At 69.8% G+C, this 23,505-nt stretch carries 24 protein-coding genes, 1 tRNA gene and 2 pseudogenes; 13 read left to right on the top strand and 14 right to left on the bottom strand.

What is annotated here, in order from left to right; all coding sequences use genetic code 11:
• Nucleotides 1-26: 26 nt before the first annotated feature.
• The 3 genes from ABD844_RS28910 to ABD844_RS28900 all read right to left on the bottom strand — a co-directional run bounded on the left by ABD844_RS28910 (nucleotide 27) and on the right by ABD844_RS28900 (nucleotide 2,618).
• A complete protein-coding gene (locus ABD844_RS28910) occupies nucleotides 27-704 on the bottom strand; it encodes a DUF998 domain-containing protein (protein ID WP_344884844.1) in 678 nt (225 codons plus the stop codon).
• A 161-nt stretch (nucleotides 705-865) separates the two neighbouring features.
• On the bottom strand, nucleotides 866-2,281 hold the full coding sequence (locus ABD844_RS28905; protein WP_344884840.1) for a xylulokinase: 1,416 nt from the start codon (nucleotides 2,279-2,281) through the stop codon (nucleotides 866-868).
• 148 nt (nucleotides 2,282-2,429) lie between these two features.
• Nucleotides 2,430-2,618 carry a hypothetical protein gene (locus tag ABD844_RS28900; RefSeq protein WP_138690643.1) on the bottom strand — a complete coding sequence of 63 codons (189 nt, stop codon included), beginning with the start codon at nucleotides 2,616-2,618 and terminating at the stop codon, nucleotides 2,430-2,432.
• A gap of 233 nt (nucleotides 2,619-2,851) precedes the next feature.
• Here ABD844_RS28900 and ABD844_RS28895 point away from each other — a divergent pair, with 233 nt between their 5' ends.
• Both ABD844_RS28895 and ABD844_RS28890 read left to right on the top strand, forming a co-directional pair.
• Nucleotides 2,852-3,361, top strand: coding sequence for a VOC family protein (locus ABD844_RS28895; protein WP_344884833.1), 510 nt, complete (start codon nucleotides 2,852-2,854; stop codon nucleotides 3,359-3,361).
• An 80-nt stretch (nucleotides 3,362-3,441) separates the two neighbouring features.
• Nucleotides 3,442-3,687, top strand: a complete 246-nt coding sequence (locus tag ABD844_RS28890) for a hypothetical protein (RefSeq protein ID WP_344884830.1) — start codon at nucleotides 3,442-3,444, stop codon at nucleotides 3,685-3,687.
• 27 nt (nucleotides 3,688-3,714) lie between these two features.
• Here ABD844_RS28890 and ABD844_RS28885 read toward each other — a convergent pair whose 3' ends face one another.
• The gene (locus ABD844_RS28885) at nucleotides 3,715-4,995 is read right to left on the bottom strand and encodes a TIGR04013 family B12-binding domain/radical SAM domain-containing protein (protein WP_344884827.1); all 1,281 of its coding nucleotides are present in this window, start codon (nucleotides 4,993-4,995) and stop codon (nucleotides 3,715-3,717) included.
• 214 nt (nucleotides 4,996-5,209) lie between these two features.
• Between ABD844_RS28885 and ABD844_RS28880 the strand changes: the two genes are divergently transcribed.
• From ABD844_RS28880 to ABD844_RS28865, 4 genes are all read left to right on the top strand, one after another.
• Entirely contained in the window at nucleotides 5,210-6,367 is a 1,158-nt protein-coding gene (locus ABD844_RS28880) for an MFS transporter (RefSeq protein WP_344884824.1), read from the top strand.
• A 301-nt stretch (nucleotides 6,368-6,668) separates the two neighbouring features.
• Entirely contained in the window at nucleotides 6,669-7,673 is a 1,005-nt protein-coding gene (locus ABD844_RS28875) for a S1 family peptidase (protein WP_344884821.1), read from the top strand.
• A 123-nt stretch (nucleotides 7,674-7,796) separates the two neighbouring features.
• Complete coding sequence (locus ABD844_RS28870; RefSeq protein WP_344884818.1) at nucleotides 7,797-8,174, top strand: VOC family protein; 378 nt, start codon at nucleotides 7,797-7,799, stop codon at nucleotides 8,172-8,174.
• A gap of 2 nt (nucleotides 8,175-8,176) precedes the next feature.
• Nucleotides 8,177-8,551, top strand: coding sequence for a VOC family protein (locus ABD844_RS28865; RefSeq protein ID WP_344884815.1), 375 nt, complete (start codon nucleotides 8,177-8,179; stop codon nucleotides 8,549-8,551).
• Between the two features lie 61 nt (nucleotides 8,552-8,612).
• On the opposite strand, the gene ABD844_RS28860 is transcribed toward ABD844_RS28865, so the two are convergent.
• The 6 genes and pseudogenes from ABD844_RS28860 to ABD844_RS53305 all read right to left on the bottom strand — a co-directional run.
• Nucleotides 8,613-8,852 (bottom strand): hypothetical protein, encoded by a 240-nt coding sequence (locus ABD844_RS28860; protein ID WP_344884812.1) that lies wholly within the window; start codon nucleotides 8,850-8,852, stop codon nucleotides 8,613-8,615.
• Nucleotides 8,853-8,966: 114 nt separating this feature from the next.
• The gene (locus tag ABD844_RS28855; RefSeq protein WP_344884809.1) at nucleotides 8,967-10,286 is read right to left on the bottom strand and encodes a hypothetical protein; all 1,320 of its coding nucleotides are present in this window, start codon (nucleotides 10,284-10,286) and stop codon (nucleotides 8,967-8,969) included.
• A gap of 152 nt (nucleotides 10,287-10,438) precedes the next feature.
• Nucleotides 10,439-11,563, bottom strand: coding sequence for a hypothetical protein (locus tag ABD844_RS28850; RefSeq protein WP_344884806.1), 1,125 nt, complete (start codon nucleotides 11,561-11,563; stop codon nucleotides 10,439-10,441).
• Nucleotides 11,564-11,763: 200 nt separating this feature from the next.
• On the bottom strand, nucleotides 11,764-12,807 hold the full coding sequence (locus ABD844_RS28845) for a saccharopine dehydrogenase family protein (protein WP_344884803.1): 1,044 nt from the start codon (nucleotides 12,805-12,807) through the stop codon (nucleotides 11,764-11,766).
• 197 nt (nucleotides 12,808-13,004) lie between these two features.
• Nucleotides 13,005-13,136 (bottom strand): annotated as a pseudogene (locus ABD844_RS53310) (IS30 family transposase); the annotation flags it as partial.
• A pseudogene (locus tag ABD844_RS53305) lies at nucleotides 13,136-13,540 on the bottom strand (IS30 family transposase); the annotation flags it as partial. The pseudogenes ABD844_RS53310 and ABD844_RS53305, both read right to left, overlap by 1 nt.
• 209 nt (nucleotides 13,541-13,749) lie before the next feature.
• Here ABD844_RS53305 and ABD844_RS28840 point away from each other — a divergent pair.
• Both ABD844_RS28840 and ABD844_RS28835 read left to right on the top strand, forming a co-directional pair.
• Nucleotides 13,750-15,723, top strand: coding sequence for a WD40 repeat domain-containing protein (locus ABD844_RS28840; protein ID WP_344884800.1), 1,974 nt, complete (start codon nucleotides 13,750-13,752; stop codon nucleotides 15,721-15,723).
• Between the two features lie 419 nt (nucleotides 15,724-16,142).
• Nucleotides 16,143-16,319: a hypothetical protein gene (locus tag ABD844_RS28835; RefSeq protein WP_344884797.1), complete on the top strand. Its 177-nt coding sequence runs from the start codon at nucleotides 16,143-16,145 to the stop codon at nucleotides 16,317-16,319.
• Between the two features lie 423 nt (nucleotides 16,320-16,742).
• Here ABD844_RS28835 and ABD844_RS28830 read toward each other — a convergent pair.
• Both ABD844_RS28830 and ABD844_RS28825 read right to left on the bottom strand, forming a co-directional pair.
• A tRNA-Ser gene (locus tag ABD844_RS28830) sits at nucleotides 16,743-16,832 on the bottom strand.
• A 202-nt stretch (nucleotides 16,833-17,034) separates the two neighbouring features.
• Nucleotides 17,035-17,598, bottom strand: a complete 564-nt coding sequence (locus tag ABD844_RS28825) for a YceI family protein (RefSeq protein WP_344884794.1) — start codon at nucleotides 17,596-17,598, stop codon at nucleotides 17,035-17,037.
• A gap of 104 nt (nucleotides 17,599-17,702) precedes the next feature.
• On the opposite strand from ABD844_RS28825, the gene ABD844_RS28820 reads away from it, so the two are divergent.
• The gene (locus ABD844_RS28820) at nucleotides 17,703-18,227 is read left to right on the top strand and encodes a MarR family winged helix-turn-helix transcriptional regulator (protein ID WP_344884791.1); all 525 of its coding nucleotides are present in this window, start codon (nucleotides 17,703-17,705) and stop codon (nucleotides 18,225-18,227) included.
• Here ABD844_RS28820 and ABD844_RS28815 read toward each other — a convergent pair.
• Nucleotides 18,199-18,696, bottom strand: a complete 498-nt coding sequence (locus ABD844_RS28815; protein ID WP_344884788.1) for a SigE family RNA polymerase sigma factor — start codon at nucleotides 18,694-18,696, stop codon at nucleotides 18,199-18,201. The genes ABD844_RS28820 and ABD844_RS28815 overlap by 29 nt on opposite strands.
• A 218-nt stretch (nucleotides 18,697-18,914) precedes the next feature.
• On the opposite strand from ABD844_RS28815, the gene ABD844_RS28810 reads away from it, so the two are divergent.
• Together ABD844_RS28810 and ABD844_RS28805 are read left to right on the top strand one after the other, a co-directional pair.
• Nucleotides 18,915-19,862, top strand: coding sequence for a hypothetical protein (locus ABD844_RS28810; RefSeq protein ID WP_344884785.1), 948 nt, complete (start codon nucleotides 18,915-18,917; stop codon nucleotides 19,860-19,862).
• A complete protein-coding gene (locus ABD844_RS28805; protein WP_344884782.1) occupies nucleotides 19,862-20,659 on the top strand; it encodes a MauE/DoxX family redox-associated membrane protein in 798 nt (265 codons plus the stop codon). Before ABD844_RS28810 ends, ABD844_RS28805 begins: the two co-directional genes overlap by 1 nt.
• 103 nt (nucleotides 20,660-20,762) lie before the next feature.
• Here the strand turns inward: ABD844_RS28805 and ABD844_RS28800 are convergent, their stop codons facing one another.
• Nucleotides 20,763-21,944, bottom strand: coding sequence for an AAA family ATPase (locus ABD844_RS28800; RefSeq protein WP_344884779.1), 1,182 nt, complete (start codon nucleotides 21,942-21,944; stop codon nucleotides 20,763-20,765).
• A 355-nt stretch (nucleotides 21,945-22,299) separates the two neighbouring features.
• Between ABD844_RS28800 and ABD844_RS28795 the strand changes: the two genes are divergently transcribed.
• On the top strand, nucleotides 22,300-22,758 hold the full coding sequence (locus ABD844_RS28795; RefSeq protein ID WP_344884776.1) for a MaoC family dehydratase: 459 nt from the start codon (nucleotides 22,300-22,302) through the stop codon (nucleotides 22,756-22,758).
• 109 nt (nucleotides 22,759-22,867) lie between these two features.
• On the top strand, nucleotides 22,868-23,473 hold the full coding sequence (locus tag ABD844_RS28790) for a cadmium resistance transporter (protein ID WP_344884773.1): 606 nt from the start codon (nucleotides 22,868-22,870) through the stop codon (nucleotides 23,471-23,473).
• Nucleotides 23,474-23,505 lie beyond the last annotated feature (32 nt).

Here is a 23,505-nt window from a genome sequence, read left to right as displayed (position 1 = left end):
AGAGAATAGCACCGAAACAGATGTTTTTAAGATCGACTGGCGATAAATCTGTGATATGTCGGGAAATTTGCGACCTCTGGGGTGCTCCGCCGCCAGGCCAGCCGTACCAGCCAGGCCGCCAGCACCGACAGCAGCGCCACCTCGGCGCCCAGCAGCACCCGCTCGACGAGCCCGATCAGCACCCGGTCGCCCGGCAGGGCCACGTACGTGATCGCCAGCAGCCCGAACCCCCCGGCCAGCGCCACCCACTCGACGACCCGCGCCACGGGCTTCCAGTCCGCGTCCGCAGCCAGTCGCGGGACCATCAGCGCACCGGCCGCGGGCAGGCTCACGAAGGCGGCGATCGAGGCGTACCGGTGGATCTGGGCCGCCAGGTCGAGGTCGTGGCCGATGGGCGTGGTCGGGACCACCGCGGCCACCACCAGGGCGCCCGACCACACCATCAGCAACCGCTCCGGCCAGCCCCGTACGGGCGCCCCCGCGACCCGCAGCCCCACCAGCAACACCAGCGAACCGATCCCGAGCACCGCCATCGCGACCTCCGTGACGCCCCCGCGGTCGGACACGGCGTACTCGCTGATGGTGATGTTCAAGGGATCGAGGTGAGGGTCAGGGTCGAACTGGCCCACCACCACGGCGATCACTGCGAACAGGATCGACGCGCAGGCGATGTAGGGGGAGAGCCTCTTGGCTGCCGCGGTCATGGGGATACTCTCGCCGTCGTACGGGGTGCCCGGCATCCGGCTCCTGCCCCGATACGTCCCTGACCCGACCCTGACCCCCGTCCCCTACCGACCCTGGGGGGCCCGTACCCTTGGGGCCCGCGCGCCCAAGGGCCGGGGTGCTCAGGGGCGCGCGAGCGGGTTCAGTCGAGGACGTGCTCGGTGGCGCGCGCGTAGCGGGCGCGGATGGCGGGCACCGCCGCCCCCTCGTACGTCTCCACGTCGCCAGAACGCCACTCGGGCCGGGTCACCAGCGTCGCCGCCTGGTACGCGGCGCCGTCGGCGACGTACTCGGCGGGCGGCGGCACCGTGATCGGCCCGCCGAAGACGGTGGGCGCGATCCGCCGGACCGCCTCGGAGCGGGCCGCCCCGCCGATCAGCAGCACCCGCTCAGGCCGCAGGGCCAGCGCGTCCAGCGCGTCGGCCAGGCCGCACAGCATGCCCTCGACGGCCGCCCGCGCCAGATGGGCCGGGGTCGAGGTGGCCAGCGTCAGCCCGTGCACGGAACCGGTGGCCGTGGGCCGGTTGGGGGTGCGCTCACCCTCCAGGTACGGCACCAGCGTCAGCCCGTCGGCCCCCGCGGGCGCCCGCAGGGCCAGGGTGCTCAGCTCGTCGAGCCCCACCCCGACGATGCGGGCGGCGGCGTCCAGGACCCGGGCCGCGTTGAGCGTGCACACCAGCGGCAGGAAGCGCCCCGTGGCGTCGGCGAAGCCCGCTACCACGCCCGTGGGATCGGCGCTGGGCGCCTCCGCGACCGCGAACACCGTGCCGGACGTCCCCAGCGACACCACGACGTCACCGGACCTGGCGCCCACGCCCAGCGCGGCGGCCATGTTGTCGCCGGTGCCCGGCCCGATCAGCACCGGGCCCTCGGTGGCGGGCTCGGCGGGCCCGAGCACCCTGGGCAGCAGCGGGACCGCGCCGAAGGCCGCCTTGAGCAGATCTGTACGGTAGGCGCCGGTGGCCGGCGACCAGTAGCCGGTGCCCGAGGCGTCGCCCCGGTCGGTGGTCAGCAGGGACAGCGGCGGCAGCGGCGCGCTCTCCCAGGCCGCCACGTCGAAGGGGAGGCCGGAGCCGAGCGCGCCCGACAGCCGCCACGTGAGCCAGTCGTGCGGCAGGCACACGGCGGCCGTGCGGCGCGCGTTGCCGGGCTCGTGCTCGGCCAGCCAGCGCAGCTTGGTCACCGTGAACGAGGCGACCGGCACCAGTCCCACGCCCTCGGCCCACGCCCGCGGCCCGCCCAGCTCGGCGATCAGGTCGGTGGCGGCCTGGGCGGAGCGGGTGTCGTTCCACAGCAGGGCGTCACGGACGACCGCTCCCGACTCGTCGAGGCAGACCATGCCGTGCTGCTGCCCGGCGACGCTGACGGCGGACACGCCGTCGAGCCCGCCGGCCTCGTCGAGGGCCCGCAGCAGCGCGGTCCACCAGTGGGAGGGGTGCACCTCGGTGCCCGCCGGATGCGCGGCCCTGCCCTGCCGCACCAGCTCGCCCGTCCGCGCGTCACGAATGACGACCTTGCAACTCTGCGTGGAGGAATCGACCCCAGCGACCAGCGTCACCCGTGAACTCCTAACACGTGCTCCAGCGCGAGCTGGGGGGAATGGGGGAAACCGACCGTCCACGACCCTCGCGTGGAGCGATCGTCAGGGGTTGGCGCGCGCATGGCTCGATGCTCCCCTGACGACCGGATGTCCACAAGCGGTCGTTTCACAACCCCGAGGGGTCACGCCCCACGCTGATCTCCTCGGCGATCTTCCTGATCTCCGTCACCTCGAGGCCGGGAGCCTTGGGCAGGTGGCGCAGCAAAGCGTCCATCACCACGGGGACAGGCTGGCCGGCGAACCGCCCCGCGATCCCGTGAACAGCCCTGAACAGCGCCTCTTCGGTGTCGTGCATCGGCCTCTCCTCGGTCGGGTACCGGGGAGAACGCTACGGCCTGCGAACGACACTTTTCTCGCTACCCCTCCAACGTGTCCCTGACGTCCGCGCAAATCTCGGCCAACCGCCGCACCCGCTCGGGAGTGAGGACGTCGAACCGACTCCGGCACGCGTCCAGTCATCGGGCCACCCTCTCAATTTAGTTGAACGCTCATATGCTTAACCTCGAACTCTGCCGAAAGGGGCGAACCATGCCGGTCCAGCGGCTCAACCACGCGGTCCTCTACGTCCGCGACGTGGAGCGCAGCGTCGCCTTCTACCGCGAGGCCCTCGGGTTCGAGGTCGTCATGGGCATGCAGGGCGCCGCCTTCCTCCAGGCCCCCGACTCGTCGAACGACCACGACCTCGGCCTGTTCCAGATCGGCGAGCACGCGGCCCCCTCGCCCGCCGGGCGCACCTCCGTCGGGCTCTACCACCTGGCCTGGGAGGTCGACACCCTGGCGGAGCTGGAGCGCGTGCAGGCCAAGCTGGCCGAGCTGGGCGCGCTGGTGGGCTCGTCCGACCACAGCACGACCAAGGCCCTCTACGCGCGCGACCCCGACGGGCTGGAGTTCGAGGTGTCGTGGCTGGTACCGGCCACGCTGCTCACCGAGGAGATCATCGCCGGCCGCGCCGCCATCCGCCCCCTCGACCTGAACGCCGACAAGCAGCGCTACGGCGCACAGACCCGGGGCGGCGTGGGCGTGTCGACCCCCGCCTGACGTACCGTGGAAGTGTCGGCCCTCCCCTGCGGAGGGCCCCGTTTCACGGCTGACTTCCACAGACTTCACGGAGAACGGCCATGCCAAGCGATCCTGATCACGTGGTCGACGCGATCGACGGCGTCGTCGAGGAGTGGGAGACGCTGAGCGCGGACGCCATGCGCTGGGCGCCTCCCGAGGCCAAGGACACCGACCTCATGACCGAGGTGAGCGAGATCTTCGGCCCGTTGGTCAACGCCTTCTCGCAGGCGCTGCGGCCGCTCAGCGATGCCTTCGAACGCGTCCTGGACTCCCTGGAGGACCCCGACGGCCCTCGCGACGACTGACCTGTCCCAGGGGCTCAGGTGGGGGGCTCAGGTGGCCCGGCGGCGGCGGGTGCGGCGCGGGTACGCCTTGGCCGTCTCGGCCAGCCGGGCCGCGTGCTCGGCCTGCTTGCGCCAGTGCCCGTAGGCGTCGCCCCGCTGGGCCAGCCGGTCGAGCTCGCTCATCGTGGACAGCGGGATGAAGGCCGGCTCCGCGTCGCGCCACGGCGTGCCCGGCAGCGGCATGAACGTGTGGGTGTGGATGCGGGCGCCGAGGTCGGCCAGGTCGGCGGCGAGGCGGAGCGACTGCTCCTGATCCTCCTGCGACTCCCCCGGCATCCCGAAGATGAAGTCGACGTTGGGCCGGAAGCCGTGTTCTGCCGCGATCCTGACGGCATCGCGTACGGGTGAGGTGTCGTGCCCCCGCCCCGACGCGGCCAGCACCCGGTCCGACCCCGACTGCGCCCCGATGATCAGGTTGTCGTTGGCGACGTACCGTTTGAGCAGCCGCATCGCCTCAACCGTGACGTGCTCGGGGCGCACCTCGGAGGGAAAGCTGCCGAAGAAGATCCGCCCGTGCGGCGGCAGCTCCTCCTCGACCCCCGCCAGCAGCTCCTCGACCGCGTCGAGGTCGGGATCGGGGCCGGGCGAGCCGTACGAGAGCGAGGTGGGCGTGATGAACCGCACGTCGCGCATCCCCCGGCCGGCCATCTCGCGCACGTGCGCGCGTACGCTCGCCACCGACCGGTGCCGGAACTGCCCGCCGAACATGAACGGCGTCTGACAGAAGCGGCACGTGTACCGGCAGCCCCGGGTGATCTCGATCGGCCCGTTCCTGCCCGCGAAGGAGGGGAACGCGTCGAGCGGGAGCTGCGGCGCTGGCCTGGTGCGCAGGGCGACGCCGTCGGCGTCCTTGACCGCCAGCCCCGGCACGGAGGTGAGCGGCTCGTCCCGCTGGAGCGCCCGGACGAGGGAGATGATCGTGGACTCGCCCTCGCCGATGCCCGCCAGGTCCCAGCCCGCGTCGATGACCTGCTGGGGCTCGGCCGTGGCGTGCACGCCTCCGGCGATGTGCAGCCCGCGCCCGCCGCTGAGCGACCTGACCGCGGCCAGTTCGGCGGCCATGGCCTCGGCGTCGGGCGAGTAGAACGACCAGAGCGTCAGCACCCGGTCGGCGCCGGTGGCCGCGATGTGCCCCGCGCTCTCCTCGGGGGTGGTGCCGAGCCGCAGCTCGTGCTCGACCCCCGCGGTCTCCAGGGCGGCGAGCAGCGCGTGCACGCCGTACGTCACCGCCTTGCGATATCGGACCACCACACATAGTGCCTGCGCCACGTCCGGCAGCGTAGCTCAGGCCGGAGCGTGCCCGGGCGGCCGAGCACGAGCGTGCGCCGGTCTTTTCCTGAGTGCGTCGAAGGCGTTCGCCGCCTAGAATCCTCGGCATGACCTGGCGACATTGATCCATAACCAGGGGCCGGCGCGGGGCGCGCGGGCCTCCGAGGCGGCGAGCACTCGGAGTCCCCCGTTCGTCTCTCCCCTGGAAGGCCCCATGCTCATCGCATCGTTGTACGCCTATGCGTTCCTCGGTGAATTCATCCTGATCTACCCGGTGTACGCGCTGTTGTTCACCGATACCGGGCTCTCCGTCGCCCAGGCGTCGTCCCTGTTCGTCATCTGGTCGGTCACGGGCACGCTGCTGGAGATCCCCTCCGGCGCCTGGGCCGACACCGTGTCCAGACGGCTGCTGTTGTGCCTCGGCCCGCTGCTGGCCGCTCTGGGCTTCGCGTTGTGGGTGCTCTTCCCCTCCTACTGGGTCTTCGCGGCCGGGTTCGTGCTGTGGGGCGCGCAGGGTGCGCTGGTGTCCGGCGCCTACGAGGCGCTGGCGTACGAGGAGCTGGAACGGCGCGGCCAGGCCGGACGGTACGCGACGGTCATGGGCCGGGCGAGCGCCCTCGGTCTCGTCGCGAACGCGGCGGCGATCGGCCTGGCCGTCCCCGTCTTCGCGACCGGCGGCTATCCCGCGGTGGCCACGGCCAGCGTGCTGGCCTGCGTCCTGTGCGCGGCCACGGCCCTGACGCTCCCCGAGCACCGGACGCGCGCCGCCTCCGATGATCGGCGTTACCTGTCGGTTCTGAAGGAGGGGATCACGCAGGCGCGCGCCGACCGGGGCGTCACGCACGCTGTGCTGCTGGTCGCGTTCGTGACGGCGATCTGGGGGGCGCTGGAGGAGTACGTCCCGTTCCTGGGAGCCGAGATGGGCGTGGCGCAGACGTTCATCCCGCTGCTGATCCTGCTCGTCTGGGTCGGCGCCACCGGGGGCGGCCTGCTGGCGGGGGCCGCCGAGCGCCTGCCCGCCCGCCCGTACGCCCTGATGCTGGGGCTGGCGGCGCTCGTCATGGCCGCGGGGGCGATCAGCGGTCACCCGGCCGGGTTCGTGCTGATCGCCCTGGCCTTCGGGGCGTTCCAGTTGGCCGGGGTGCTGGCCGGCGTACGTCTCCAGGAGCGCATCACCGGGCCGGCGCGGGCCACCGTGACCTCGGTCGCCGGGCTGGGCACCAACGTGGTGACGCTCGGGGTCTACGCCGCCTACGGGGCGGCCTCGCCGTACGCCTCGCACGGGGTGACGTTCGCGCTGTTGACGCTGCCGTACGTGCTGATCGCCCTGCTGACGGCCCGGACGCGGCCGTTGCAGCGGAGCACCGGCTGACTCCCACCGCCCGGTGCCCGGCCACCCATCAGGACGTTCGTCTTTACGGCTGGCCATTACCCATCCGGATTTATGACCGAAAGGCACCCATAACACCGAAATAGAGCCCGATTGGTATCTAAGCAGGATCCCTACCAGCCGTTAACTTGACAGCACCCCCACCCGAGGAGTGCACATGTTGAGTAAACGCTCTGCGGTGGCAGGCGGCGTGATCCTCGCCGTCTGCCTGGCCACCCCCCTGAGCCCAGCGGCAGCAGCGGCTGACCCGGCACCTCAATCCGCCTCCCCAGCACCCCCCTCCATGATCGACGCGCTCGAGCGCGATCTCGGCCTCACCGAGGCGCAGGCCATCGCCCGCCTGGCCAACGAGGAGCGCGCCGCGGCCGTCGAGTCGAACCTGACCACCGCACTGGGCGGTTCGTTCGGCGGCGCCTGGCTGAACGCGGACGCGTCCAAGCTCTCGGTCGCCACCACGGACCCGGCGACCACCAAGGCCATCGAGGCGCAGGGCGCGCAGCCCGTGGTCGTGCAGCGTTCGCTGGCCCAGCTCAACGGCATCATGCAGCAGCTCGACCAGGCCCCGAAGAAGGCCAAGTCCGGCGCCGCCCTCTGGTACGCCGACGTGACCACCAACACCGTCTCCGTCCAGGCGCCCACGGTCGAGGCCGCGGAGTCCCTCGTCGCGGCCGCCGGCGTCGACAGGAACGCGATCACCGTGGCGGCGACGGCCGAGCGGCCGACGACGTTCATCAACATCATCGGCGGGGCCGCGTACTACATCGGCTCCTCCCGGTGCAGCGTCGGCTTCTCCGTGACCAGGGGCAGCACTCCCGGCTTCGTCACCGCGGGCCACTGCGGCCGGGCCGGCTCCGGTACGACCAGCCCGACGGGCACCTTCCAGGGCTCGTCGTTCCCCGGCAACGACTACGCCTGGGTCGCCGCTCCCGGCAACACCGTCACGCCGTACGTGCGCGGCTCGGGCGGCGCGAACGTGACCGTACGCGGCTCCACGCAGGCCGCGGTCGGCTCGTCCATCTGCCGCTCCGGTTCGACCACCGGCTGGCGCTGCGGCACCATCCAGCAGCACAACGCCAGCGTCACCTACCCGCAGGGCACCGTCAGCGGCCTGACCAGGACGAGCGCGTGCGCGCAGCCGGGCGACTCCGGCGGCTCGTTCATCTCCGGCAGCCAGGCCCAGGGCGTGACCTCCGGCGGCTCGGGCAACTGCACCGTCGGCGGCACCACGTACCACCAGCCGGTCAACGAGATCCTGAGCGTGTACGGGCTCACGCTCACGACCGGCTGACCTTCCGCAGTGACGGCGCGGCGTGCCCTTTCCCCCGGGGCGCGCCGCGCTCGCTTTTGCCCCGGTCCGATGAGTTTTCGCCGGAGGGCGGGTCTGCACATCGACGAGAGAAAGGATTTCGCGATGAAACGACCCGTCCTGGGCAGCCTGCTGCTGTCCAGCACCGATCCCCGGCGGCTGCGCACCTGGTACGTCTCCGCGCTCGACCCGCAGGAGGACGCCGATGTCAACGGCTACCGGGTGCTCAAGTTCGGGGAGTTCTTCCTGTTCATCGACACGCGGGCGGACGTGGCCGACAAGAACCCGGAGCCCGGCAGGGTGATACTGAACTTCGACGTCGAGGACGCTCGGGCCGTCGCCACCCGGATGGACCAGGCGGGCACGCGGTGGCTGGCCCCGCTGGAAGACCGCGACGGCAGCCTGTTCGCGACCGCGATCGACCCGGACGGGAACTACGTACAGATCATTCAGCTCAGCGAGCAACACCGCAGGGGGATGTAGCGATGCTCGGCACAGCGAAGGCGTTCAGTGGGTTCTCGGTGAACGACACCGGGGCCGCGAAGCAGTTCTACGGCGAGACCCTGGGCATCCGGGTCACGGAGGAGCACGGGCTGCTGACGCTGCACCTCGGCGGCGGCACGGAGGTCCTGGCCTACCCCAAGGGCGACAGCCATGTCCCGGCCACCTTCACGATCCTCAACTTCCCGGTGGAGGACATCGACCGGGCCGTGGACGACCTGGCGGCGCGAGGGGTGCGCTTCCTGCGCTACGAGGGCTTCGAGCAGGACGAACGGGGCGTGGCCAGGGGCGACGGCGGCCCGCCCATCGCCTGGTTCACCGACCCGTCGGGCAACATCCTCTCGGTCCTGCAGCCGTAGACCCGACCCGGGCCCCTCTTCGTCGCGAACCTCGGAGAAGAGGGGCCGACCAGGGGCTCTGTCACCGCCAGGTCCCGAACCGCCCGACGGGCCGATCCATGAACTCCTTGAGCTGCTTGACCCGGTCGACGCAGTCGGAGCAGACGTACGCCTCGACCGCTCTGGCGGCGGCCTCCGGCGTCGGCTCGCGAAGCACCCCCGACACCGTCATACCCAGCGGAAGATTGGTCTCGGGGTCCATCATGACCGTCATGATCGTCATGGCCTTCGCGGGCGTGAGGCCGAAGGTCCGCTTGCACAAGTGACATTTGTGGATGGTCGTGATCTGCTCATCCGCCATTTCGCCACCCGCCTTCCTCCACCGCACCGTACAACGTGCGACCGGCTGACGAGAACCAGCGCACGGCCCCGCCCATCAGAGCCCGCGATCGGGCGTGAACCGCACAGCCGCCACCCGTGCGGACACCTGACGGAACACGACGAGCGCCGGGCGCGCCAGCAAATACGCCCCGGCGCCCAGCCCGAAGACCAGGTAGGCCAGTTGGGCCGCGTCCATGGTGGGCGGCTCGACGAACGGGTACCACAGCGCGCTGAACTCCGGGGTGTAGTAGCACAGCGGCGCCTCGTACCTGGGCCCGTCGACCAGGCAACCGGCCGGCGTCGCCGCGCTGTCACCGAACACGGCCCCGCTCACCCCCACCCAGACCGACAGCGCGAGAGCCACCAAGGTGAGCACGTTGGGAAGAAGGGACTCGTAGGGCCGGTGCATCCGGACCGCCAACACCAGGCAGGCGGGAAGGGAGGCGAACAGAAGATAGCGCGGCCCCCAGAAATGCGCCCCCGTCCAGGCCCAGTAGTGCGCGTAAAGCAGGATCAGCCCAACGGTGAAAGCCATCCACATGCCGTAGAGCGCGCCCAGATCGGCACGGGCGCGCAGATCCTTCAACCTCTCGCGCACCGGCAGGAAGAAGGCGGGCGCGAAGAAGACGAGCCCCTTGCCGAACGACAGCAGCAGCGACAGCAACCCGAAGACCAGTGGATAGCTGAACCCCTCCCCTCCCGAATACGGCATGACCGTGTGGTGGTCCTGGTTCCCGCTCTCATATCCCGTGCGGAACGGACTGCCGCGCCGTATCCACGCCTCGGCCATCACGACGGCACCCGCCGCGAAGACCACCAGCAGACACCATGCCCGCCGGGTGTCCCACGCCCGCCGCAGCGCCAGCAACCCCAGGCCGACCAGCGCGGCAGGCGTATTGGCCACACCCGTGACGACCGCCACCCAGCCACCGCGACGCCCGGTGACCACCACGATGGTCCCGACCGCGACCAGGACGGCCGTGAACACCTCACCGTAGTAAAGGGTGACGTGCTTGGCGAACATCGAGGCGAAGACCAGCAACAACAGGAACGTACGCAGCACCTCGCGAGGCATCCTGTCGCGCAGCATCCAATAGAAGGCCAGCAGACCCAGCGCGAGAACCACGCCGTTGTAGTGCGCGACCCACGCCTCCCGCGCGCCCACCAACTGACCGGCCAACCACATCGGGGCCGACAACAACGGACCGATCAGCGAATACTTACCGTCAGACACCTCACCGGTCGTCAACAACTCGGTGAGATTGAGATACCGAACCCCGCCGTCCCCCCACAACCCGTGCGGCCGAAGAACCGCGATCGCGACCAGCCCCGCCACGATCAGCCCGATCTCTAATCGAGCGATTCCCTTTCCCATGTCCACCCACTCCTGTCGATCGAACGTTGATCGACAGTCCTACCGCAAAAGAACCCCGTTCGCCCCAGAGCCCGCCCGCCGCCCCCTCCTCCGAAGAGGGCTGAGAGAGACGGCCTTCAAGACGCCGTTCGCATCAGAACGATCCGCGTCATTCATTCGATCGTGCAGAGCACGCCCTCGGCCAGCACGTGCGCCGCCTTGATGCCGTCGGGCACCCCCGGAGCCTCCAGCCACTCGGGCCTCAGACGGTCCTCCCAGCCGATGATCTCGGAGGCGAGGGCCAGCGCCCGCTCGTCGCGCCCGCGTACGAGTTCCACCGCGAGCCTCAGATACGCCCCCTGCTGCGTGCCGTCGAGTTCGGCGGCCATCGCGGCGATCCGGTCGGCGACCCGTACGCCGTGCCCGGGATGCTGCGCGGCGAGGACGGCGAGCACGAACCGGATCCCCGGCGGCTCGACCTCCCACCGATCCAGCAGCACCGGGACCTGGTCACCGACGGTCCTGAACACCTCCTCGGTCCACGCCCCCGTCCGGAGCGGCTCCTCCTCGTCCAGCGCGAGGTCCGCGAACGCGACCAGGTTGTCGTTGCGGCGGCCACCGGCGACCACCAGCCACAGGTAGAGCTCCCGGCGCCGCCGTGCGGGCACCACGTCGGCGACGATCAACTCGGTGAGGAACGGCAGCGCGGGGGCGGTGGCCTCGTAGCAGTCGCCCTGGTGCAGCAGGTTGTCGCCGAACAACTCGTCGAGGACCTCGTCCCACTCCTCCGTGCCGTCCGCCAGCTCACGCAGCAGGCCGGGGACGTCGGCGGCGGACCCGTGCGCGTGCCCCAGTTCCCCCCACGGCACGTCGTCGAGACCGGCCGGTTCCACGGTCCCCGGGGTGGCGTGATCCGGTGTGAGCGCCAGCTGTCGCCGAGGTGGCGCAGGAACGACGGTGACCTCGGGAACCGGCGGACGCGCCTTCGTCCCCCTCACCTCGACAGGGGCCGTCCATCTGCGATGCTCGGCCGCCTGGCTGACGTCGAACTGGCTGCCGCCGCTGGGTCGGCCACCGTACGTCCGCGCGATCGCCAAGGCTTCCCTGCGCACCGCCGCGATCTGCCGGTGTCCCACGGTGTCGACCGGGTAGGGCCCCGCGTCGAGCGCCATCACCAGCCAGCCACCATCCGGATGCGGACGGGCGAGAACCCGGGGGAACCCGTACTCCGCGAGTCGCCCGGCGAGCGCCCGCGCCACCGCCTCGTCGGCCACGACGAAGTCGTGCGTACCCGCCATCGCGCTCCACCCAGCCACGCGCCCATCTCCGCCCTGCCGCTTCTCCTGCTCCTCGTCCACCCTGCCAGATCGACCGACCCGCCTCGAAAGCCGCATCGCGATCCCGACGGCAGACTCCGGGTGTGACCATGGACACCCTCGCCATCGACCGAACCGACGCCGAGCGGAACAGAAAATTGGCTCCCGATACGGGTCGTCGGTCAGCCACGCATGTCGAGCGGCAGGTGCACCGTGAGGTGCGCGGACAGGGCGCGCAGGAAGTCGGGGGCGTCGAAGATCGCGCCCGCGGAGGCGACGCCGGTGGTCCTGGTGCGGCCGGTGAGGATGCGGTCGACGGCCTCGACCGCGAGCGGCGCGCTGATGGCGTAGATGTCCTGACCAGCGGCGGCCACACGGCGTTCGGTGTCACCGGAGCGGACGAGGACGTCGACCACGAAGGTCTGCTCGGAACGACCCCGCTCGTCAACCGCGGTCGGCGCCGAGGGGTCGGGAGCGAACAGGTCCGCGGCCGCCTTGGCGGTCATGTAGGTACGCACCTCCGGAACCGCCAGATGACTGGGAACGGTGACGACGTCGGCCATGGAGAACTCGCCGATGACGCTCTGCGGACCCAGCGGAGCCGGGAAGGGCCACTCCAGCGTCGGCAGAGCGTCATCGTGGTACTGCAGTTGCCCGCCGGAGTAGCGGACCCGGCGACCACCCCGCCGCTGCGACGAGACCGTGCCCGAGGCGAGCGTTCCGGCGGTGGGGTGCCAACTGCTCAGACCGTAGGCGACGTGCACCTCGTCCGCCGCCGTCCAGTCGCCCATCGCGGTGGTGACCAGCAGATCACCGAGACCGCCGTAGAAGGCCATCGCCGGCACCACCGCGATGCCCGCGGCACCGGCACGCTCGGCGAAGTGCGCGAACGTGTCGACGTTCGCCTCGATCTCGGCCGCCACGTCGACATACGGGATACCGGCCCGCAGCGCCGCCTCGACCAGCGGGCCGGCGGTCGAGGCGAAGGGCCCGGCGGTGTTGATCACGGCATCGGCGCCCTTCAGCGCGCGGTCGAGCGCGGCCGGGTCGTCGGCCGATGCCTGCCACGTCTCAAGCCCCGGCTGAGCCTGCGCCAGCGCCGTCAACTTGCCCTGGTCACGGCCGAGCAGCAGCGGAACGTATCCACGCTCACGCAGTTCCGCGACCACGAACCGCCCGGTGTGCCCATAGGCCCCGAACACCGCCACGTTCCGACCCGATCCCATAACCCTGCTCCCACCCGCTCGAAGTGACTTACAGAGGAAATCCTGTCCCCGGCGGCGCAACGGTGCCAGCGTCCGGAACGACACGACCCGCACAATTCCCGACACGCACGAAGGCGACACCAGCCCCATATCGAGCGCCACTACGGCTGCCACGCGACACGCGCTCGGTACCCGCCCGCAGCAGGTGGCGTGACAGGGGTCGTAACGGTCTGGGTGAGAGCCTCGCGCATCAGTTCGGCGCTGCGGTCGTGCGGGAGGTGTACGAGCATCACGTAGCGGGTGGAGCGCTCGGCGAGGGTGCCGATGGCGGAGTTGCCGTTCTTGCCGATGGGCGGGGGCGGCGCGCGTCGGCTCGAGCCTGAGCCGCGTGCGGCCGGTCCTGTCCGTTGCCAGGGTGGCGGTTGCGGCGGATCTCCCGGCTGATGATGGAGGGCGCGCGATCTCACGGATCGACGCGTTCTCCCGCGCCCGGTCGGCCATGTGGATCCGCTCGGCCTCGTTCAGGTAGCGGCCACGCACGTCTGGGGACGACGCCAAGGTTGTCGGTAGCGCCCCCACGTGCTTGGCCGGTCGGATTGCGTCCGCTTCGTCATCGTCGTCCGGTCCGGGAGTTGATGCCGACGATCCGGCATGCCTCCTTGCGGCTCAAGCCCTGCTGCACGAGCCGCAAGTACGCCGCCCGCTCTCAGGAAAGAGCCCTGCGGCCCTGGCTGCGTTCCCGGTCCTCCCGGATCTCGAAGTCCGTCGCATCCCCTCATCTGGGATGTTGCGACGACCATTAGAAGAGAAGGTTCGATAGAGGGGTCTTTCGCCTGCGTCGGAAGGACCGTCCAATGTTGTCCATAGGACCCGTCAGCTCCGGCCACGCACCGCCGCCCAGGAAGACGATCATCCCGGGCTTTCTGGAGACGTGTCCCGGTGCCGGCAACTACTATGCGCGGCATGTCGTCACTGTCCCGCCATGAGGTCTCGGTTGTTCGTCCTGCTGCCTGGCGTGTGCGGCAAACTTGGACCAGTCTGCTGCCGAAGGGTGTGACGTCATGCCCGCCGTTGGGCACCACCGACGGTCACACCAATTGGGTGGCGGCGGTGACGACCGCGGTCTTCGACGGCCGTGCCGTGGCGGTCACCGGGGGCGGCGACGAGACCGTACGGGTCTGGGATCTGTCAACCGGCGAGCAGGTCGGAGCCTCATGGGCTGGTCACACGAACGCGGTGCGGGCGCTGGCGATGTCCGTTCTGGACGGTCGCCCCGTTGTGCTCAGCGGTGGTGACGACGACACCGTGCGGGTGTGGGAACTCGCGTCCGGTAGGCCGGTGGGCGAGCCGTTCCACCTTCAGGCTGGCAGCGTGGAGGCCCTCGCGATCGCGGAACGCCATGGCCGCCAGGTGGTGGTCACCGGTTGCTACGACACGACGGTACGGGTATGGGATCTGGAAACGCGGCAGGAGGTGATGGCACCGATCCGCGGCCACACCGGCCCGGTGTACGCAGTGGCGACCGCGGTGCTGGACGGTCGCTGGGTAGCTGTCACGGGCGGCGATCGAACGGTCCGGGTATGGGACCTGGGTACCGGTGATCCGGTGGGTAACCCGTTCACTGGCCACAGCGGACATGTGGGCGCGGTTGCGGTCGCGGAGCCGACTGCCGGCCATCTGGTGGTCGTCTCTGGTGGCTACCAGACGACCACACGCGTGTCGGACCTAGCCACCGGACTTCCGGTCGGTGACCTCCCCCTGTCTGCCGACTTGGAGGCCGTGACGACCACGGTTGTGCACGGCCGGCCGGTGACGATCACCTGCAACTCCAACGAGCCGACCATCCAGGTGTGGGACCTGAAAACGGCCGAACTGGTGGGTGAGCTGTTCCCTCAGCATCCTCGGACGGTGCATGCGGTGGCGACGGCAGTGGTGGATGGCCGGCAGGTGGTGGTGTCGAGTTGCGACGGCGGGTCGGTCCGGGTGTCCGATCTGGTCGTCGGCGAACCGGCCGACAAATCAGTTCGCCACGACGCCGCGATCACGGCGGTGGCCACCACTTCAGTGGCTGGCCGACCGGTGGCGGTCACCGGCAGCGAGGACGAAACCGTACGAGCATGGGATCTGGACACCGGCGAGCAGGTGTGCCGGCCACTCACGGACAACACCGGCGCCGTCACTGCTGTCGCCGCGATCCAAGTGGACGGTAGCGCGGTGGCGATCACCGGAGGCAAGGACGGCAATGTCCGACTCTGGGACCTCACACTGGGGAAAGCGGCCGGAGCGCCGTTGACCTCCCACCGCCGCCCGATAACCGCCGTCGCGGCCGACAATACGGGCGACCTACCCCGGGCCATCACCGCCGGCGACGACAAGACCATCCGGGTATGGGATCTCCGCACCGGCGAAGAGACCGGCAACCCCCGCAAGAGCGACCATCGATGGGTACACGACCTCGCCACCACCACGCTCGACGACCAGCCCGTCGCCCTACTCGGACGGTGGGGCGGCGGCTTCCGGGTCCGTGACCTCACTGTCAACCGCGACACCGGACTCCAGACCACCGGAAGCAACGGCAAACCGGTACGCCTCGTGGCCGCCACCATCGTGGACGGACGACCCATCGCCATCACCACGAACGATGACTGGCGCGACCCACCGATGAAGGTATGGGACGTCGCCACCGCTCAGCAGATCGGCCAATTTTCCACGGGAACCGTGGGTGCGCTCGCCGCCACCACGATCGACGGCCACCCCATCGCAGTTGCCGCCAGCCACAGAACGGTGGCGGCATGGAGCCTCACCACCTTCAACAAGATCATCTCTGACATCGAATTCCCCGGCTTGGTCAATGCCGTCGCTGCCACCCCACAAGGCCACATCATCGTCTGCTTCGACCGTGACATCGCCGTACTCACCGCAACCCGATCGAGCTGACCATGGCATGGTTCGACAGGACTGTAGAGAACCGGCAGCCACCATCCTGAGAAGGTAAGGATCAGCCACAGGTCCCATCGGGGATGGGATCATGTCTGCCACACGGGGAGCCGCGGCCTTGGCCGTCGCACGCGGACGCGCGCCGATCTTGCTCGACCGGCGTAGCTACAGCTCAACAAAGGGATCGCAACCCCAACGATTCCCCACTGCTCCCCTGCTTTCCCGTCCCATCGGGCACGCCAACCACATCGTCCGGTAGACGTGGACTGAGAAACGGAAACCCCGGACTTCGATCGCCGCAAGTCGGTTACGACAGCCGGCACCCACCGGCGGGTGCCGCAAGTGCGCCGGCCATACGCTCGGACGAACCGGTGCCAGGCCAAAACGGACAACCTTCTCGATCATGCATCCTGGGGCACGTGACCGCTCCAACGCTCCCCGATCCGCTGCCGGTCTTCTACGACTGCGGCTGCCCCGACATCTACTTCTGCCCCACTTCGGAAGAGGTTGAGTGCCCCCGCCACAGCGGGTTCGCCGTGTGCTGCGACAACGTACCCGGCCACATCCCCGCGCGGACGCACACGCCTCCTAGCTGATCATCCCGTCTGCCGTCGACCCGCCCGACGGGGAAGCGGGCCAGGGCCACGAGGACAAGGGCGGAGCCCTCAACATCCGGAGGCATCGGGTGCCCAATATGGGGGCCGGGTGATGCCGAGCCTTCGGGCGCTGAGGGGAGAGAGTCATCGGCCTGAGCCAGCCCTGCCGGGTCAGGCCGACTTGCGCCGACAGTGGGGCGTCCACATCCGGGTCGTACAGGAGATCCTCGGCCACACTCGCGTCACGACCACAGAGCGCCACACCCACGTGGCCACCCTTCAGATGAAGGACGCCGGCAACCGCATGGACCAGGGACTCTGGGGCCCGCCCTGACGGGCAACTGCAACCCGAACCGCGACCCTGACGTCCGCAGAGATCAAAAAAGGCCCTCTACCGAAGTTCGGTAGAGGGCCTTTCACCTGCGGAGGATCGGGGATTTGAACCCCGGATGGCCGGTAAGACCAAACCGCATTAGCAGTGCGGCGCCATAGACCTGACTAGGCGAATCCTCCCGGAGCCAGCGCGGCTCAGCACAGCGTACCGGCCTTCTGGCGAGGCGGCAAAGCGATTGCGTTCCCAGCCTTCACCAAGAGTTATCAACAGCCTGTGGGTAACTTGCTGTGGATGAAGCCCGCCCAGAGTTGGAGCGGGCTTCGAGCCTGTGGATAACCCCGCAGTACGCCGGAGGGCTCCGTCGCACGGATGGCGAGATCGTTATGCGGCCGGGTTGGCCTCGCCCTCGATCTCGATCTTGACCTTCTTGCCCACCAGGACGCCACCGGTCTCCAGCGCCTGGTTCCAGGTCAGGCCGAAGTCCTCGCGGTCGAACTCCGTGGTGATCGAGAAGCCCCAGACGGCCTGGCCCCACGGGTTCGTGCCGGCGCCGCCGTACTCGACCGTGAGCTCGACCTCCTTGGTCACGTCGCGGATGGTGAGGTCGCCGACGACGGTGAACTCGTCGCCCGAGTGCCCCACCACGCGGGTGCTCTTGAAGGTGATCTGCGGGAACTTCTCGGCGGACAGGAAGTCGTCGCTGCGCAGGTGACCGTCGCGGTCGGGGGCGCCGGTGGTGATCGACTCGGTCTCGATCGTGAGCTGGGCGCTGGACTCCAGCGGGTTCTCCGCGATCGTTACCGAGCCGTTGAACGTCTGGAAGCGACCGCGGACCTTGCTGACCATCATGTGCTTGACGACGAAACCGATGGTCGTGTGGGCGGCGTCGAGGTTGTAGGCACCGGCGGCCGGGATGGTCAGGGACTCCCAGGTACGAGTGGTCATCGGGGTTCTCCTCAGTAAGGTTGCCATGCGGATGTCTGCGCCAACAAATTTCTACCTGAGGAATATTCCTCCCGTCAACTATCATCAGATAAGGTATGAATGTGATGAACTTTGACGACCCCCGGCTCACCGCCGTCGGGCTGCTGGCCGAGGTGCACTCCGGATTGATGGGCCGGCTGGCTCCTGTGCTGAACGACGCGGGGTTGTCGGAGATCGACTTCGAGACCGCCATCCGGTTGGCGCGTTCCCCTCACCAGCGGCTGCGGATGAGCGATCTCGCCGCCCAGATCGGGCTGTCCACGAGCGGGGTGACCAGGGTCGTCGATCGCCTTGAGCGCGAAGGGCTGGTAACGAGGGAGGCGTGCGCCACCGACCGGCGCGCGTCGTACGCCGCGCTCACCGCCGCCGGGCGTGAGCGGCTGAAGAGCGTCCTGCCGCAGCACCTACAGGACATCCAGGACAGCTTCACCGGGTTGCTGGCGGCCGACGAGCTGGAGGCGTTCCTCACCAGCCTGCGGAAGATCAGGAGCGTCGTACGACCCTGCGCGACCGCCGGCGCCACCGAGACGCCGAACGGGCCACTGAGCGAGGGAGCCGACGTCAGCCGGGAAGTCCCAACGCCGTCCTGAGCTTGGCCATCGCCCGTGACACCGTGCTCTTCACCGTCCCCACGCTGATCCCGAGCGTCCTGGCGATCTCCGGCTCCGTCATGTCCTCGTAGTAACGCAGGACGATCGCCGTCCTCATGCGTTCGGGCAACTCCCGCAGCGCCTGCTCCAGAGCCTCGTGAACCTCCGACACCACCGGCTCGCCACCGGCCGCCGCCTGCTCGGGCAGTTCGTCCGACGGGTACTCCTCCAGTCTGCGCCGCCGCCACTGCGAGATGTTGATGTTGACCATGGCCCGCCGCACGTATCCGTCCAGCGCCCTGCGGTCCTCGATGCGCTCCCACGCCAGGTACGTCTTCGTCAGCGCGCTCTGCAACAGGTCCTCCGCGTCCAGCGGATGCCCGGTGAGCTGGTGGGCGGTGCGCAGCAGCGCGGGCCCGCGCGCCCTGACGTACTCGCGGAACTCGTCTTCCCATCCGGTGGTCTGCATCGTGGCCAGAATCGCAGGCAGATGCCCCTTTGCGCCTGAACCCCAATTCAGGTTTCGGCCCACCGAAGACAAAGGTCAGACAAGGTCGGTGGCGGTTTGTACGACGCCGTAGGTGAAGGCACTTCCCCAGGGATGCGTATTTTGCTCTCCTACCGGCCTCCACGGTGTGACCGAACCCCCCGACTCGTGTGAATCTGGTAACCGACGAGGGAGGGCGGATGGGCTATCCGAGGGTTGAGCGCCGCAGGGTGCTGGCCGCGGCCGCGCTCGGCCGAGAGGGAGGCGTTCCCGGCCCCGATCCCGGCGACGGGGGCCCGCTGCGGGCGGTCGCCGGCGAGGTGCTGGACGTCAGCCCGCACCTGATCATCATCGAGACCCCCGGAGGCGGCGAAGAACGCCTCGTGATCGCGCCCTGGGCCACCGCCTGGCACGGCTCCGAGGTCACCCCCGCCGACGTGCCCACGGGCTCGATGGTGCTGATGCGGACCCTGCGCGAGGGACGCGTGGTCGAGCGCATCTGGGCCGACACCACCCGCATAACCGGGACGATCCTGTCCATAGAGGGCCGCAGAGACCTGACCGTCGAGCTCGACTGCGGCCCCCACCGCGGCCACCGTACGGCCGTCATCCCCTACCGGGCCTCCGGCCGCATCCAGGTACGCCACCCCAAGTTCGAACCCGGCTACCTCTTCGACGCCATCGGCGTCCGGCAGGAGGGCGCGAGCCAGGCCCTGCTGCCCGCCACCTCGCAGCCCCCCTACCCGTCGCGGTCCGTGCCGCCTCCGCCCCCGGCGTACGCGGGCACCCAGTCACGCATCTCCGGCACCGCCACCTGGTCCGACACGTTCGACGAGGAGGAGCGCGGCGCGGCCTACCCCATGCTCGAACGCCCCGACACCGGCTGCCCGCAGACGGGCGTGTCGTGCGCCGGGCTGCCCTACCTCGCGATCGGGTCGTTGCTCCAGGTCAGAAACGTGTGCTCCAACCGTTCCGCCAACGTGCCGGTGGTGGCCTGCGGGTGCATGGCGGGACGGTTCTGCGATCGTTGTGTCGAGTGCGACACCTCGCCGCGCGGGCGGGTCGCGGAGTTGTCGCCGTCCTCCTACGTGGAGCTCGGCGGCGAGCTGGTCAAAGGGTGCTTCAACGCGCAGATCGGATTGGGGTGATGCCCGTGCTGGAATCACAGCTCCCGCTCCTGATCGTCATCCTCGTGCTCGGCACGGTGGCGAAGGTGATCACTGTCAGCTCCGGGGGCGAGCCGGGGTCGCTGTCCAGGCTGGGGCCCGCGGTGCTGGTGCCCGGACGCCTGCAGGCCCCGGCGTTGCTGGTGTGCGCGGCCGGTGAGCTGGCGCTGGCCGTGGGCCTGCTGGTCACGACGCATCCGCTGTTCCGGTGGGGCACGGTCGCCTTCTTCGCGCTGTCCACGTACGTGCTGCTGGAGCTGCGCAGACGGCGGCCCGACGCGGGCTGCGGCTGCTTCGGCGAGGTGAGCTCGGCGCCGGTCGGGCTGCGTTCGATCGGCCGGACGGTGGCGCTGGCCGGGATGGCCGGGGTGTCGGTGTGGGCGCCGGTGACCGGCTGGACGGCCGCGGCCCACCCCACCTGGTACGCGGCCATCGGCTTGGTCGTGCTCGCGGCGCTGTCGCCCGAGATCGAGGAGCTGATCGACCGCGTACGGTATCGCGCCCCCTGCGAGCAGCGCCGCGGCCCCGCCGAGTCGGTCACCCTGTCGCGGCTCCGGTCGAGCGGCACCTGGCGGGCCCACCAGGGCGAGCTGGCCACGGACGAGCCGTACGACACGTGGCGCGAGCTGTGCTGGCGTTTCTTCGCCTTCCGCAACCACGACGAAGACGACGTGGTCTTCGCCGTCTACCTCAGCGGCAGGCGCCCGGTGGTGCGTATGGCGGTGGTCAGCGCGGCGGACAGCGGCTCTCTGCCGGAATATACGCCAGTATCGGCCTGACGCTAGAAAGCGGTAGATTCCGCTCGACAGGCACAGTGATACAGCTCTATTGGGCTGTCTAGCTTCCCCACTAGACAGCCCAATAGAGGTCTAGGGGCGTCGCTCAGACCGGCTGAGCGCGCAGGAACTTCCCGAAGTGCGGCACCGTGAACGCGATCAGGCCGCGCTCGGCGCTGTAGATGAGCCCTTTCTTGATGAGACTGTCGCGGGCGGGCGAGAGGCTGGACGGCTTGCGCCCGAGAACGTCGGCCACCTCCGCGGTCGCGACCGGCTCGTCGCCGATCTGCGCCATGGCGTGCATGTAGTCGCGCTCGGCCGGGGTGGCACGCTCGTAGCGACTGCCGAAGAACCCGACGGCCAGTTCCTCCTCCGCCTCCGGGGCGGAGACCTTGACGTCGTCGATGGTGATCGGGCTGCGCGGGGCGAGGTCCCAGGCGACCTTGCCGTACGCCTGCACGAAGTAGGGATAGCCGTCGGCCGCCTCGTAGAGAGCGTCGAGCGCCTCCCGGGTGAACTCCACCTCCTCCTCGCGGGCCGGCAGGATCAGCGCGAGGTCGGCCGCGTCTCGGTCGAGCTTGTCGATGCGCGCGTAGCGGAAGAGCCGTTCGGAATAGCTCTTGCTGGCCGACAGGACGCTCGGCAGGTGCGGCAGCCCTGCCCCCACCACGATCAGCGGCCCGCCCGACTGCGACAGCTCGTGGCAGGCGGCGCACAGCGCGGAGACGTCGGCGGGCTGCACGTCTTGCATCTCGTCGATGAACAGCGCGATGCCCACCGCCAGGTCGGTGGCCACGCTCGCGGCGTCGACGAACAACTCGGTGAGGTCGATCTCCAGGTCGCCGGAGTCGGCGCGCCCGCGGCTGGCGGGCACCTCGATGCCGGGCGACCAGTGCGAGGTGCCCTTGGCCGCGGACGGATCGCGCATGGCGAACGCCTTGAGCACGCCGAGGAACTCCTCGATGCGCTCGGGCGCCCGGTGGCGCGGGGCCAACTCGCGGATGGCCATGTGCAGGGCGGCCGCCACCGGCCGCCTGATCGACTGGTCGGGCCGGGCCTCGATCTTGCCCGTGCCCCACAGCCGCTGCATGGCCATGGACTTGAACGTGTTGAGCAGGACGGTCTTGCCGACGCCCCGCAGGCCGGTGACGACCATGCTGCGCTCGGGACGGCCGCGGGCCACCCGCTCCAGCACGACCTCGAACTGTTGCAGCTCACGATCGCGCCCGGCGAGCTCCGGCGGACGTTGCCCGGCACCGGGAGCGTAGGGGTTTCGCACAGGGTCCACGCTCTCGGACTTTATTGCCGGATATAGCGGCCGTCTTAGATTTGGGAAGAAAGTGCTACGGCGTGTCCGAGCAGGGGCCGGCGCAAGCACCGTCATCGGACACACCCCCTCTCACCAGGCCGAACCTCTGTTCGATTGCGGTACACAGAACTGTAGCGCGGACTCGAACACCTATGCGATGGTTTCGAGTAAAGATCTTTGCAACTGCCCGCGGCCTCCTGCGCCTCCGGGAAAGCCGGCGTCCCGGACGACTCCGTACGGCGCGGCGCGCTCCCGGAGCCTTCGCGAACAAGCCGAACGCGCTGGCCGGTTACCCAACTTGGCAGCCGTCGCGCCCGAGCAATAGCGTTCGGGCATGCGGACCTTCGCGAACGTTCAGGAGCTCAAGGCGGCCGTCGGCGAGAAGTTCGGGCCGACCGAGTGGCGCACGGTCACTCAGGACCAGGTCAACCTCTTCGCCGACGCCACCGACGACCACCAGTGGATCCACGTCGACACCGAGCGGGCCAAGGAAGGTCCGTTCGGCGGCACGATCGCCCATGGATACCTGACCCTGGCGTTGCTCCCGTCGTTCATGTTCTCCCTGCTCAAGGTCGAGGGCGTCGCGATGGGCGTCAACTTCGGCCTCAACAAGGTCCGCTTCCCCCGGCCCGTGCCGGTCGGGGCGCGCATCAGGGCCGTCGGCGAGCTCACCGACGTCAAGGGCACCCCCGCGGGCTACCTGTCCAGCCTGAAGATGACGGTCGAGATCGAGGGCGAGAAGCGGGCGGCCTGCGTCGCCGAGACCCTCAGCCTGTACGTTCCCGCCGAGTAGCCTCGGCCCGCAGGTCGGCCACGTCGCGACACCGCACCGCGGGTCGGCCACGTCCTGACGCCGCACCGCGGGTCCGCTCCCTCCCAACCCGAAAGTGTGCGTTCGGCTCGTGAACCTGGACATCGTCGGGCAGGCGGCCGGGCTCTTCGCCGTCACCAACATCGACGACATCGTGGTCCTGGCCCTGTTCTTCGCCCAGGGCGCCGGACGGCGCGGCACCGCCGCCCGGATCGTGACCGGGCAGTACCTCGGGTTCATCGCGATCGTGGCCGTCGCGGCGGCGGGCGCGTTCGGCGCCACCTTCCTGCCCGCCCCGGTCATCCCCTACCTCGGCCTGCTCCCCCTCGCCCTGGGCCTCAAGGCCGGCTGGCAGGCGTGGAAGGACCGCCGTGACGGCGGCGGGGACGACGACCCGTCCCGAGACCGCGCCAACGGACCCACGGCGTTGGAGGTGGCCGCGGTCACCTTCGCCAACGGCGGCGACAACATCGGCGTGTACGTGCCGGTCTTCGCCACCGCCGGTGCAGGCTCGACGAGCGTGCACGTCGTCGTGTTCCTGGCGCTGGTCGCCGTATGGTGCGCCGCCGGACGGTACTTCGCCACCCGTCCCGTCGTCGCCAAGGCCCTCAGCCGGTGGGGTCACGTCCTGCTGCCCCTGGTCCTGGTCGGCATCGGCCTGCTCATCCTCGTCGAGGGCGGCGCCTTCGGGCTCTGACACCGCCTCCGCTCCCCGAGACCCGGCGCGAG

The sequence above is a fragment of the Nonomuraea antimicrobica genome (genome assembly GCF_039536965.1).
Taxonomy (GTDB): Bacteria; Actinomycetota; Actinomycetes; order Streptosporangiales; family Streptosporangiaceae; genus Nonomuraea; species Nonomuraea antimicrobica.
The sequence above is the reverse complement of the archived record's forward strand: the minus strand, read 5'-3'. Positions and strand labels throughout refer to the sequence as shown.